General features: G+C 43.6%; 11 protein-coding genes. 10 read left to right on the top strand and 1 reads right to left on the bottom strand.

Features of this window, described 5'->3' with window-relative positions:
• Positions 1 to 53: 53 nt before the first annotated feature.
• On the top strand, positions 54 to 743 hold the full coding sequence (locus L4D74_RS13335; RefSeq protein WP_428752553.1) for a glutathione S-transferase: 690 nt from the start codon (positions 54 to 56) through the stop codon (positions 741 to 743).
• 10 nt (positions 744 to 753) lie between these two features.
• On the opposite strand, the gene L4D74_RS13330 is transcribed toward L4D74_RS13335, so the two are convergent.
• Positions 754 to 1197 (bottom strand): hypothetical protein, encoded by a 444-nt coding sequence (locus L4D74_RS13330; protein WP_428752552.1) that lies wholly within the window; start codon positions 1195 to 1197, stop codon positions 754 to 756.
• A gap of 501 nt (positions 1198 to 1698) precedes the next feature.
• Between L4D74_RS13330 and L4D74_RS13325 the strand changes: the two genes are divergently transcribed.
• From L4D74_RS13325 to L4D74_RS13285, 9 genes are read left to right on the top strand one after another with little or no spacing between them, the layout of a single operon-like run.
• On the top strand, positions 1699 to 3114 hold the full coding sequence (locus L4D74_RS13325; protein WP_428752551.1) for an undecaprenyl-phosphate glucose phosphotransferase: 1416 nt from the start codon (positions 1699 to 1701) through the stop codon (positions 3112 to 3114).
• Positions 3098 to 4402 carry an outer membrane beta-barrel protein gene (locus tag L4D74_RS13320; RefSeq protein WP_428752550.1) on the top strand — a complete coding sequence of 435 codons (1305 nt, stop codon included), beginning with the start codon at positions 3098 to 3100 and terminating at the stop codon, positions 4400 to 4402. Before L4D74_RS13325 ends, L4D74_RS13320 begins: the two co-directional genes overlap by 17 nt.
• A 2-nt stretch (positions 4403 to 4404) precedes the next feature.
• A complete protein-coding gene (locus L4D74_RS13315; protein ID WP_428752549.1) occupies positions 4405 to 5034 on the top strand; it encodes a polysaccharide biosynthesis/export family protein in 630 nt (209 codons plus the stop codon).
• 13 nt (positions 5035 to 5047) lie between these two features.
• Positions 5048 to 7240: a GumC family protein gene (locus tag L4D74_RS13310; RefSeq protein ID WP_428752548.1), complete on the top strand. Its 2193-nt coding sequence runs from the start codon at positions 5048 to 5050 to the stop codon at positions 7238 to 7240.
• Complete coding sequence (locus L4D74_RS13305) at positions 7240 to 8451, top strand: lipopolysaccharide biosynthesis protein (RefSeq protein ID WP_428752547.1); 1212 nt, start codon at positions 7240 to 7242, stop codon at positions 8449 to 8451. Before L4D74_RS13310 ends, L4D74_RS13305 begins: the two co-directional genes overlap by 1 nt.
• Entirely contained in the window at positions 8448 to 9824 is a 1377-nt protein-coding gene (locus L4D74_RS13300) for a capsular biosynthesis protein (RefSeq protein WP_428752546.1), read from the top strand. Before L4D74_RS13305 ends, L4D74_RS13300 begins: the two co-directional genes overlap by 4 nt.
• Complete coding sequence (locus tag L4D74_RS13295; protein WP_428752545.1) at positions 9821 to 10816, top strand: glycosyltransferase family 2 protein; 996 nt, start codon at positions 9821 to 9823, stop codon at positions 10814 to 10816. Before L4D74_RS13300 ends, L4D74_RS13295 begins: the two co-directional genes overlap by 4 nt.
• Positions 10816 to 12027 carry a glycosyltransferase family 4 protein gene (locus L4D74_RS13290; RefSeq protein WP_428752569.1) on the top strand — a complete coding sequence of 404 codons (1212 nt, stop codon included), beginning with the start codon at positions 10816 to 10818 and terminating at the stop codon, positions 12025 to 12027. The genes L4D74_RS13295 and L4D74_RS13290 overlap by 1 nt, the downstream gene beginning before the upstream one ends.
• On the top strand, positions 12024 to 13121 hold the full coding sequence (locus tag L4D74_RS13285) for a glycosyltransferase family 4 protein (protein WP_428752544.1): 1098 nt from the start codon (positions 12024 to 12026) through the stop codon (positions 13119 to 13121). The genes L4D74_RS13290 and L4D74_RS13285 overlap by 4 nt, the downstream gene beginning before the upstream one ends.
• Position 13122 lies beyond the last annotated feature (1 nt).

Here is a 13122-nt window from a genome sequence, read left to right as displayed (position 1 = left end):
ACCATGTATTGTGTAACACTCATGTGACTTAATATAAATATGGGATGCGAGATATGATCAGGCTGGATGTAAAAAGTGATGGATTGCCTATATTGTATTCGCTGCAGCATTGCCCTTATGCGATGCGAGCCCGAATTGCGATATATAGAGCTCAGCAACGAGTGTTAATTCGAGCGATTAAACTCAATAATAAGCCTCGCGATATGCTGGAGGCTTCGCCAAAAGGTAGTGTACCTGTTTTAGTATTAGGGCCAACTGTCTTAGAAGAAAGTTTAGAGATCATGCTATGGGCGTTAGCACAGAGCGATGCTGATGATTTACTGGACTCAACGCAACCTCAATCTTTACCAGAAATGGTCGATCTTATTAGCAATTTTGAAGCGGAATTTGTGCCAGCCTTGGAAGCTTACAGCTGCGCAAAACGATACCATGATGATAATTTAGACGCTTGTCGTAAGGCTTGCGAAGCGGTGTTATCAACACTAGAAGAACGACTATCGAAACAGTCGTTCTTATTTTCAGAGTCTGAAAGCGTATTGGACATTGCCATTATGCCATTTATTCGAAAATTTGCTCGTATCGAGCGACAGTGGTATTTGCAAAGCCCTTACCCTAACTTACGTCGTTGGCTCGACAATTACTTGCAAAGCCGGATGTTTTCAAAAGTGATGGAAAAACATGAGTTGTGGTTGGAGAATCAGAATGATGTTTATTTCGGCAATGAGACAAAATCCTCTTATTAACACTGGTTGGCTATTTCTTTTGTCGCTTCAGCTTCAATCCATCACGAATGTTGAGAGTCATCAGTGTTAAGTTGGTGAACCCGGCAAGTAATTCGACCGCTTGTACACAATAAAAGATCACATCAAACTGCCCTAACTGTGCAAGGTGTTGAAGATATACCGCACAAGGCAGTAAGACGAATAGACCATTCATAGCAATAAATGGCATGCGTCTTTTTTTATTTCCAATCGGTCCAGAAGTGACATTTGGTGCCATTTTATTGCCCGTGATACCAGTGATAGCCATAACAGGAATGAGCAGCCAAACCGCGTATAATATAAACGTTTTAACCGCTAGGATCTCGGAGGTTGAAGCAAATAATTCGACGAATAGCGTACTAAGAAAAAACGTTAGAATAATGCTAAAGCCAGTCATAGCAGCTATACGGTGGATAATGGATACGGAGAATGTCATAACGTTTCCTTAATGATTAGTGAGGAATAGTGGATTTACATAGACTATACACATCAATTGTTGCGCGTGCAACAGTTGATGTCGCACTAATATGGGGTTGATTTATTTAAATGGGCCGATAATCAGCAGAAAGTAGGGGGACTCTGACAAAAATTATGTTTCATTTTAGTAAGCAAAGATTGCGAATTAGTGTGGTTATTGTGCGTTGATCGGATGTATTTCAAAAATTAATTCATTAAATCAATACCTTCTGGAAATGTGGTTTATACTAATTTAGATAGTTAGCATGCAGTGAATGTAATTTTATAGAGGCTTGGTTTTAGGTTGGGTGGCTAGTGCGTTAGGCTCATGAGCTGAATCACCTCAAAGAAACCACACGGTGCGGCCAAGTATTAAACTTTACTCTATAGAATCATTTAGTTACGAATCCTACGAGTGTACAGCGGGGAAACCCCTTATACTTCGCCGACAGCATATGCAACAAGAGAGCTTTTTTCGCCTATGAACATAAAACAAGCCCTGAAAATTGCAGAAGATGGTTATGCGCCACTATTTAAAGCCACGGACTTTTTATTAATAAACTTGTCTTTAGCGATTATTATCAATACGGCGTTTGTTGATGAAACCGCGATCGATGTGGCTGCGGCTTTTTTTGTCGCAACATTCTTTTTGCTGTTTGGTGAGTATTGTCATTTATACCGAGTTCACATACGCCGCCGTCTTGGGTCTTCTATCGTTCGTATTGTCGCGACAGCCTTACTTACATTGGTAGCAATGGAAATCGTTAAGTATAACGTCGAGGATCTGGCGGGCAGCCGAATCAACCACTTTCGTGATGGTCTGTATTACATCTGGTTTGTCTGCGCTATTTTATCAACCATGTTATTTAGAGTGATTGCTTTTGCGATCTATCGACAGTGCTTTAAAAAATACAAAAAGGTAAAGCGAATCGCGATTGTTGGATTATCGCCAGCGGCGATCGCGCTTGAAAAACAATTACTGACTTTTTATAGGCGTCAGGATATTGAGATTGAGCTGTATGACGACCGAAAGGAAGAGCGGTTTGGGTATATGATTAAATCTCGCTACGTAGGCAAAGTCGACATGCTGGTTGAAAAGGCACAAAACAACCAAGTTGATGAAGTTTATATCGCCCTCCCTATGGTTGCAAAAGAGCGGATAATTCATTGTTTAACGCTTTTGTCTGACACAACCGTCGATACTTTTATGGTGCCTGATTTATACAGCTATAACCTTTCCGCCTCCCAATTTAAGTCTATTGGTAATGTACAAACATTAAGCATTTTCGGTACACCATTTGATGGAATGGGTGGGGCGATTAAGCGTATTGAAGACATTGTCTTAGCTACCCTCATTTTGCTACTCATCGCTCCTATTCTTGCTGCCGTGGCGATTGGAGTAAAGCTAAGCTCCAAAGGCCCAGTCTTGTTTAAGCAAGATCGCTACGGGTTGGGGGGCAAAAAAATCAAGGTTTGGAAATTTCGCTCGATGAATGTGATGGAGAATGGAGAAGACTTCAAGCAGGCCACACAATCGGATCCAAGGGTGACCAAGTTTGGTGCTTTTATTCGTCGTACATCGTTAGATGAGCTTCCGCAATTTTTCAATGTACTGCAAGGTTCCATGTCGATTGTCGGCCCTAGACCTCATGCAGTGGCACATAATGAACAGTATCGTAAAATTGTATCGAACTACATGATCAGACATAAAATTAAGCCGGGTATCACTGGTTGGGCTCAGATTAATGGTTATCGGGGAGAAACAGAAACCGTCGATAAAATGAGTAAGCGTGTTCAATATGACATTGTTTATTTACAAAATTGGTCGCTCTGGCTGGATGTAAAAATTGTATTTCTGACGGTGTTTAAAGGGTTTGTAAGTGAAAAGGCGTACTAGCCTATTAAGTATTGGTGCTGCCGCTTTTCTGGGGTTGACCAGCAACGCTTGTTACGCTGAGCTAACGCCTAAGTCACATATTGGCGTTGCGGGTATTGATGTTCAGTCTCAGGTTGGCGTGGAATACGGTCACGATTCTAATGTGACCTATCAAGTTAACCCGACGAACGCGATTGATTCAGATTATGCCAAGGTGACGCCTTATGTGCGAGCGGTTGGTGAACGTGGTGAAGATCGTTACGTATTCGTCTACTCCGGCGATTACGCTCGCTACCAAAATGCAACGGACGAAGACTACAGCGATCATTTTTTAATGCTTCAATCTTCTTGGCGATTTGGCCTTAAGCATGGATTGGAATGGTTTATTCAACAAGACTGGGGGCATCAAGAGAGGGGCACTGAGTTAACCGAAGGTCTCAGCCCGACCCAATTGAGTGTTTTTGGCGTGACCACACCGCTACAAAACCAGTTTTTAAATAGTGAAATACGTTATAGCTATGGGGCGCCAGAGGGGCGAGGTAAGCTAGATTTAGCTTGGCAGATTAAAGACCTAACTTTCGATAAGTTAGAGGATATTCGAGCGACAGACAGTGACTTCTATCGTTATGTGAAAGAGCAAGAGTGGCAAGAAAATACCATAACGGCAGAGTTATTTGACCAATATTCGTCGCGTACACGATTTCGATATAGCTTGATAAGTAATTTACGAAAATACGATGTGAACCCAGCTAAAAACTCAAATGAGCATTATGCCCTTATTGGTCTGAAGTCACATCGAACGGGAAAGTTGACGGTAGAAGCTGATGTAGCCTGGTTGTACAAGCGTTTTCCTAATAACAGTCAGGCGCAATCATTTAGTGGTTTAAACTGGGATGCCAACATAAATTGGAAACCAGTAAAACATTCGGAATGGTCACTGTATGGCTGGAGAAGAGTGAAAGACCCAACGGAAGAAGGAGGGTATATCCTTCATACTAAAATGGGTGTGTCGTGGAAACATCATTGGTGGGCCGAGCGGTTTAGTACTACGTTTGACTATGGAAGGGAAGCGGATAATTATCAGATTCAACAGAACGATAGAAAAGATGACTTGGACATTGCATCGGTCACTTTGGGTTATGATTTCCGGCCATCGATAAGGCTTGAATTGAATTATCAATTTGCTCATAAACGTTCGAATTACGATGAAGTCGTATTTTTTATTGGAGACGGCTCTCAACGTCCTGTGATACGCCAACTTGGCTATGACAAAAACACAATTGGATTGACGCTAAAGGTACAAATTTAGAAATGAAGAAGATAAAGGGATGCCTCGCAGGCTGCTGTGTGTTGATAAGTAGCATAGCTTTCTCGGCAATGGCAGCAGAGAGCACGACAGCCGATAACATTGAAGCTTCAAGTGACGCCGTAACGACAGCCAGTCATAGCAAGCAGGTCAACACGACACCAGCTAATGCTGAGGTTAGAGAATACCTTTTAGGGCCCGGAGACATGATTCGAATTTGGGTTTACGGGGAGAAGGAGATGTCCATGTCTTTGAAAATAGGCAAACGTGGCGCGATTAACTTCCCTTATATTGGTCGTGTGCAACTCTCAGGGCGAACGACAGACTCAATTGAGCACGATATTGAAACTCGATTAAAAGCTGGATTTGTACGATCACCAATGGTGACGGTCACAATGGAGCAATTTCGCAAGTTTTTCCTTCTCGGAGAAGTGGAAAACCCGAATGGCTATGAATACGAACCACAACTCACGGTCGAACAAGCGATTGCCATGGCTGGTGGCTTCACCGACAGAGCGGATAGGGGGGATATCAATATTCGCCCGTCGGGACAAAAAGACCTGATAAAGAAAGTCGACATGACAGACTCAGTGTATCCGGGTGATGTTGTCATTGTAGAGCAAAGCTTTTTCTAAGATGAGAGAATCAATGGTAGAACGTGGTAAGAGCCTAGAAAGTAATGTCAACTTTGCGCCGTTTTTGACAGCGCTGAAAACTCATGGATTAAAGTTAGTACTGTTAACGGCCATAGTGACAGGGCTGAGTCTGCCTTTGATTTGGTCAATGACGTCGAAATATGTTTCTACCGCCACGGTATTAATCAAAGCGCAATCTGATAATGCTTCGCCTATCGAGCCAATTGAAGACTACGATTCTGCGCGTTCCCAATATTATGAAACTCAATTTAACCTCATGCAATCTAGAGTCGTGTTGGCAAAAGCCGTCGGCGATTTGGCGTTAGCACAAAATGAGACGTTTAATGGCGCAACACAGGGTGACTATGGAGACTGGTCGTTACCAAAAGAGCAGCGTATTAATAATGCGATAAAAGAACTTCGACGCCATTTAACCTTCACCTCGGTTCGTTTAACCCAGTTGGTGTACGTATCATATGAATCAGCGAACGCCCAGCAAGCGTCAGAAATTGCAAATGGCGTAGCGCAAGCATTTATTGACTATACGGTTGATCAAAAGATAGCAAAAACTCAGCAAGCAAAAATTTGGAATCAGCAACAGCTTGATCTACTCAAAGGACAAATTGGCGAGCAAAAGAAAGAAATCGATGCTTTCTTACAGCGTGAAGGTTTATTAACTTTTCGTGGTGTTGATGGGTTTGAAACAGAAGAGCTGGGGATTATTACTAATAAGCTTGCTGATGCAAAAGAGCGCCGGTTAGCGTCCCAAGCCAACTACGAGCTCGTGAATAAATATATGAAGGGGAATACGGCAGATCTTACATCATTGCCTGATATATCGTCCCACCCTCAACTTCAAGACTTAAGAATTGCCTTAATACAAGCGAAAAGAAAGCTGTCTGATTTAAACCGCCGCTATGGACCAAAGTACATTAAGGTGCTTGAAGCGAATGCTGAAATTGAGGTTATCCAGAAGCAAACGTTGCAGTTACTTGATGAATTAAAGCTAGGTTTGCAGCAAAAATATCAAGCGGACCTAATCAAAGAGAATCACTATAAAGCGCTGTTGGCACTGCATAAAAAAGATTTTTTTGAGTTAGCCGATAAGAAAGAGCAGTATGACGGTCTGATGGCCGATCTTAATCAAAAACAGTCACTCTATGAGCAGCTCTACTTACGTACGATAGAGCATACGCTTAATACCAGTTATCGTGAACAAGATGCCGAGCTCTACGATCCGGCGGTGGAGAGTGAGCGCCCTGCGAAACCGAACAAGCCTTTATTGGTCGTGATGGTGGCAATCATGACTTTGATTATTGGCGCATTGGTGGTTATTGTCCGTGCCGCCACCAAACAAACTATCACCACACTTGCCCAACTAGAATCAAAGCTTGGCTTGAAGCCGTTAATCGACCTTCCAAAATTTACCAATGAAGCTATGCCGACCTGGGCATTAGGTCAGCAAGTCATTTCTCATCAATACGCTCGTGAAATCGCCAACGGAGCGAGTACGGCATTAGCTTTGTCACACCCTAATAGTCAATGTGTCGGCGTGGTTTCATCATATAATTCCGAAGGTGCGACCCTGATGGCCCTTTTGCTCGCCTCAGCGACCAGTGAAGTGAAGTCAACCCTGTTGCTAGATTTGGATTATCGTGGTCAAGCAGAGTTTAGCCACGATCTTATCGCTGAAATGTGTGATCAAAATGAGCAAGACAAATCGATTGGTTTTGGTGAGCTTGTGCGTAGCCAGTTACATGTCACTTCGTCGGCTAGCACATCTAACCTTCCCAAGTCGTTGGAAATTCAGGATGTCATCATTCCGCTGTCAGCGGGGTTATCCTACCTTCCTCCCGGTGCACTTGAAGAGTCCCCATTGAGTTTCTTTGCTCGCCCTGAATGCGAAGCATCACTGTCGCAACTTTGTCAGCAGTTTGAGATGGTTATTGTTAACTTGCCGCCATTAAATGACAGTAAGGATGCTCAGTTGTTACTTCGCCATCTTGATAGTCTTATTGTAGTGGTAAAAGCAGAGCAACACTCCGCGAGCGAATTACGCTTGCAACTAGATAAAGTAACCTCGAATACGAAGAGTTCAGTTTTTGGTGTCCTTAATCAGACTCTCGATGAGTTGGTCGTCGGGGAGGAGTCTAGACGTTATATAGAGCAAGGAAGTACCGAGCTACTCAAGGTTGAGGAGGCCTAGTGAGCCTGCTAAAAAGCATCTCAACGATTGCTAGTTCATCAATTCTGTCTCAACTTATTGGTGCAGGATCGATATGGCTTATATCGCACTGGTATGGAATGTCGGATGTTGGTTCATACGCATTAACCTACAGTATAGCCTTGATTGGTGCGCAAGTTTGTACACTCGCGACGCAGTTGTTGTTGCCAAAGCAACAACTGAGTGCGTTGGGGCAAAATGCGTCGTTTTGCTTGTTATTCAGTTTTGTTCTTTCTTTGCCATATTCTTTTGGCGTAGCGTGGTTTTTTGACCGCCCAGTCATTCAAATGCTGATGCTAACGCTTGCGCATGCCTGGGTACTGATCTCCGAAAATCTATTGCTTAGAGATGAAAAAATGACTTCTCTGGCGTTGCAGCGTACCGCGATCTCGACGTTAGTTCTGTTACTTATTTATATGACTAATGACCTGAATACCTTTTACTGGTGTTGGGGGGCAAGCCTATTATTGTCGATGGCGTTATTTATTGGCTACTCACTCCCGAAGGGGACTCTCACTCGTCGTCAATTTTCGCCCGCTTCGTTGAGCGCTTTTTACAAACTACATAGGCATCATATTACCAAAGTAGGCAGTGCCGAAGTCCTTGCTATGGTCAACAATAATTTGCCCGTTATCTTAATTAATGTCTGGTTCAGCCCAATAGTGGCAGGCTACTACGCGGTAGTGAGTCGCTTTTGTTTGGCGCCTATCGTCATTGTCGGTAACGCAGTTCGAAACTCAATCTTTTCAAGTTGGTCAGTCGATTTTCGTCAAAACCATTTCAATTATGCAGAGTTCATTAAGGTACGGCGATTGCTGTTTGGTTTTGGAGTGATTGCAGCACTAGGGGTATTTGTTTTTTATCCGTTAGTCATGCAACTTGGTTTTAGTGAAGAGTGGGTCGCATCAGTACCAACTTCTCGTTATATGCTTCCTTATCTATTTACGGCACTAGCAGTGTGTCCATTGACGGTACTTGAGCTTGTTTATGGCTCACCAAAGTACTTTCTTCGAATTCAGATCGAGCAACTGATGGTAGTTTTACTGGCGTTTGCTGCTCTGCCATTTTTTGTCAGTGATTACGCGTACTCTGTGATGGCATTTGCTGTGTTATCTACGATTCGTTATGGCTTTATTTATCTTAAGGTGAATAAAACGGCAACCCGACTGCGAGAAACAACGGAGGCGGTGTGAGAGTAAACAATGGAATGTTCTTGCAGGCCTATACGTTACTCACCCTTGTTGTGTGTGGGCTCGTTCAATATTTAACGGGTGTTGGTGCGGTACTGTGGTTACCGTTTATCGCCGCTTTTGCAATGGTGTTGCTTTTACTGATGCAGACCACTTACGAAGGCCGTCGCTTGGATAACATGGAAAAGATCTTGGCGGTGTTATTAATTGGCATGTATGCGCTAATTTTAGTATCGACATTCCTACAAAATGGCCTGACGGTCACGATTGTGGGCTGGAAAAATGAGTTGGCTCTGTCACTGGTTTTCTTATGCTTACTGTTTGGTTTTATTAGGGAATCTCAGCTTTATCGGTCTGTCCACTTCTTGTATTGGATTTTTTATCTGCAATTCCCCGTTATCCTGTATCAAATCTTAATCGTTGTGCCGCAACGCGTCGCATTCAAAGGGGAGTTTGAAAAATGGGACTCCGTGGTGGGCACGTTTGGTGGTGACCCTATGGGAGGCGGTAATACCGCTGCACTCGGTCTGTTCTGCTTGCTGATTATGTTACTCAAGCTTTCTGAATTCCGGCATGGCGTGATTAGCCGCCTTAATATGGTGCTGCATATTATTGCTGCCTTTGTGTTGTGTGTATTGGGCGAGGTAAAGTTTGTGATTTTACTATCACCGCTATTGATGATTTTTGTTTGGCTCTGTCCTAGTTATGTCTATGGTGTCCGGCAGAATGATATAAAGAAAGTCATACTCATGGTCAGTGCAATGGTGTTGCTGATTCTAATGGCGATTGCTGTACTCGCCGCATCGTACGCCACCGCATTTGATACCGACCCAGAGCATAGCGCTCTCAAAGTATTTTGGGACTCGTTAGAGTACATTTATGATTCGAGTTATGTCTTGCCCACGGGTGAATTAGGCCGGATGACGACCTTATTCTTTTGGCTGGATAATAGTCAGCTTTATGGTTGGTCTAGTGTGTTTTTTGGTTATGGGTTAAATGCAACCAACCATGGCAGCTCGGTTGCTCCGGGGTTTTTGAATCAAGTGTTTAACGTGCTTTTGGATTCTACGTCATTAAGCATGATGCTGTGGGAATTTGGTATCGTGGGTTTAGCTTTGTTTTTAACGTTAGTTCTGTTGGCGTTGAAGGCCTCTATGCCCAAAGAAATGCTAAAGCGTCAGCAATTATCACCTCAAGACTTACAATTAGCGTCATGGCAACCGGCCTTTATCGCGTTTAGCATTGCAGGTTTATTAAGCTTGCCGTATAGCCAAATTTTGATGTTGGTGCCAATGCTACAATTTCTGTTTTATTTTTCACTTGGCGCAAGCCTTGTTATTCGAAAGTCAGTCTACCAATCGGGAGAGCGTTTATGAGTTCTTTACCCAGCATTACCGTCATTATTAAAACCTTTAATGAAGAACAGGGTATTGCGGCGACCATTCAAAGTGTTCAAGAACAGCTCAAAAACTACGACTACGATGTGATTGTCGCAGACAGCTTATCGACCGATAGCACGCAGAAAATAGCGTTAGAACATCACGCCAAAGTCGTGACGTTGATTGAACCAGAAGACCGTTGCTGCGGAGTGGGCCATCAGCTTGGATATTTGCATGCAACGGGTGACTACTTGCTGTTGCTTGATGGTGATATGCGCCTACAAGATGGTTTTATCGATGCCGCTATTACATTCTTAGAAAATGAACCTACTTATGCTGCGGTCGCCGGCACAGTGGAAATGGATGAGGCAAATAGTTACGAATTCAAATCTCGGAAACAGCGGCATCACAAGATTTACCCTATCGGTGATTGCGGGCATTTAGCTGGAGGGGGCGTTTACCGAGCGAGCGCGGTTAATGACATTGGTTATCTAACACACCGTACTTTACATGCCTACGAGGAGTCGGAGCTAGGTATGCGCTTACAACAGGCAGGATATAAGTTGCAGCGATTAGACACGCCTTTCTTTCATCATACGTCTTACGACATGCCAACGTTGGAATTGCTTCGTTATCGTTGGAAGAGAGGGTACTTGTTTGCCTCTGGGGAATTGCTAAAGAGTGCCTTTGGGCAACCACACTTTCAACAGGCAGTGCGAGTGGTTCGTAATGAGCTTATCTTTGCCTGCTACCTTGCGTGGTTAATCTTAGTTTTGTTAGTTGGAAATAGCGGCACGCTTGCCATCAGTCTATTGCCGATGGCGATTTTCTTTGTGATCAAAGTTATTAAAAATCGTTCGGCTAAAGATGCGGCGTTAAGCATTGTCAATTTGACGGTGTTTGCTGCGGGGTTAATTAATGGCTTGTTTTTACCTAATAAAGACCCAAACCAACCTCCAAAGCACAAAGTAATAGAGCGAGAATCATGATGAAAATTTTGGTGGTGAACAAATTTTTCTTCTTGAAAGGCGGGGCGGAAACGGTTTTCTTTCAAGAGCGTGACATGCTAAATGAACGGGGTTTTTCCGTCATAGACTTTTCAATGGCTCATGACAATAACGTCTCATCTTCCTATAGCGATTATTTTGTCAACAATGTGGATTATCACGCTAGTGATAGCAAGTTAGGTGCCCTGAAGACGGCGGTCAGGTTTGTTCATAATCAAGAGGCGTGTAAAAAATTCGCTCAGTTGATTGAAAAGGAGCAGCCGGATATTGTTCATTTTCATAATATCTACCATCAACTCACGCCGTCCATCATTAAAGTGGCGAAACGCGCAGGGTGTAAAACGGTATTGACGGCGCACGATACGAAAATTGCTTGTCCGAGCTACACCATGTATCGCAATGGGCATACTTGTGAGGCGTGCTTAGACGGGAGTGTGCTTAATGCGTTGAAGTATCGTTGTCAGCAAGGGTCGCTATTTAAAAGTGGGTTATTGGTTGTTGAAGCCATGTATCAATCATTGGCACAGAATTACCAATCATTGGATGTCATTGTGTCACCCAGTCAGTTTTTAGCCAATATCATTCGTCGTAAACTGCCTGACAATAGAATTGACGTCATTGTGAATGGTATTGATGAAAATGTGGATAGGCATGATGTGGCCGATCATCGTTACTTTTTGTATTTAGGGCGGCTAAGCCAAGAGAAAGGCGTCGCGACGATGGTGGAGGCTTTCGAACTTTCCAATCAATCTATCCCGTTAAAAATTGCCGGGACTGGGCCGCTCGGTGAGACTCTTGCAAACAAGGGTAGTCATATCGAATGGTTAGGTTTTAAAACAGGCCAGGCGTTGCATCAGTTAATCAAGCAGGCCAGTGCGGTGATTGTGCCTTCAGAGTGCTATGAAAATTGTTCTATGTCTGTGTTAGAAGCGATGGCTTATGGCAAGCCTATCATTGGCGCTAATATCGGTGGCATTCCCGAGCAGGTGCGAGATAGAAAAGAAGGACGGTTGTTTGAGGCGGGTAATGCACATTCTCTTGCATCGGTTATGGACGAATTTTCGTCGCAACCTGAGCTTACGCAGCAATATGGTTTGCAAGCAAGGCAGCGGTTAGAGTCTCATTACTCTTTGAGTTCACACCATCAAAAATTAGTCGATTTATATCAGAGTCTATTAGGTGAACGAGCATGAAAATAACGGTGTTGGGTACTCGTGGAATCCCAGACGTGTTGGGCGGTGTAGAAACGCATTGTCAGCACCTTTACCCACTTATTGTTGAGCAAGGCTTTGACGTAGAAGTTATCGCGCGTTCCCCTTACGTTTCGTATCAGAATAGCCGTTATAAGGGTGTAAAAACCAAGGCATTATGGGCACCTAAAAAAACGTCACTTGAAGCAATTGTTCACTCTACAATAGCGGCGTTTTCAACCTTGACTGATGGCTCCAACGTCGTACATGTGCATGCAATTGGACCTGGACTGGTGGTGCCACTATTGCGTTTGATGGGCAAAAAAGTGGTATTCACTCACCATGGACCAGATTATCAGCGAGAGAAGTGGGGAAAGCTGGCAAAGACCGTACTCAAGTTAGGAGAACGATTTGCGGTAAAGTACGCAAATGAAGTGATTGTAATATCAGAAGTGATCAATGATTTAATTAAACGCGAGTACCAAAGATACGATGCACACCTCATTTATAATGGTGTCAATCCAGCGATTGGTTACTCAAAAGAGACGATATCAACCATTTTAGAGCGTCATCAACTTGTCGAGCGAGGGTATATCGTCGCTGTTGGGCGGTTTGTTGAAGAGAAAGGTTTTCATGATCTTATTGATGCTTACCAAGCATCAGGCCTAGATATGCCGCTCGTCCTTGTCGGCGATACCGATCATGAAAGTGACTATAGCTATTCGCTAAAACAAGCGGCCAAGAAGACTCCTGGTGTGATACTCACAGGCTTTCTCAAGGGTGAAGCGCTGCAAGTCGTTTTTTCTCAGGCAAGATTGTTTGTCATGCCTTCTTATCATGAAGGGTTACCCATTGCGCTATTAGAAGCTATGTCTTATTCCTTACCGGTTGTCGTGAGTGATATCGCACCAAATCGCGTGATCGAACTCAATTCAGACTGTTATTTTCCAGTAAAAGACGTCGCGATGTTAGCGCAGGCATTACAGCAAAGGTGTACGTTGCCACAGCAAGACTATCATCAGTATCTTGCTCGATATGATTGGCACAAAATCGCCAAACAAACGGCGGATGTTTACCGTAAAGCGATGGGAAAGTAAT

The sequence above is a fragment of the Vibrio cionasavignyae genome, from assembly GCF_050337155.1.
GTDB lineage: Bacteria > Pseudomonadota > Gammaproteobacteria > Enterobacterales > Vibrionaceae > Vibrio > Vibrio nomapromontoriensis.
The sequence above is the reverse complement of the archived record's forward strand: the minus strand, read 5'-3'. Positions and strand labels throughout refer to the sequence as shown.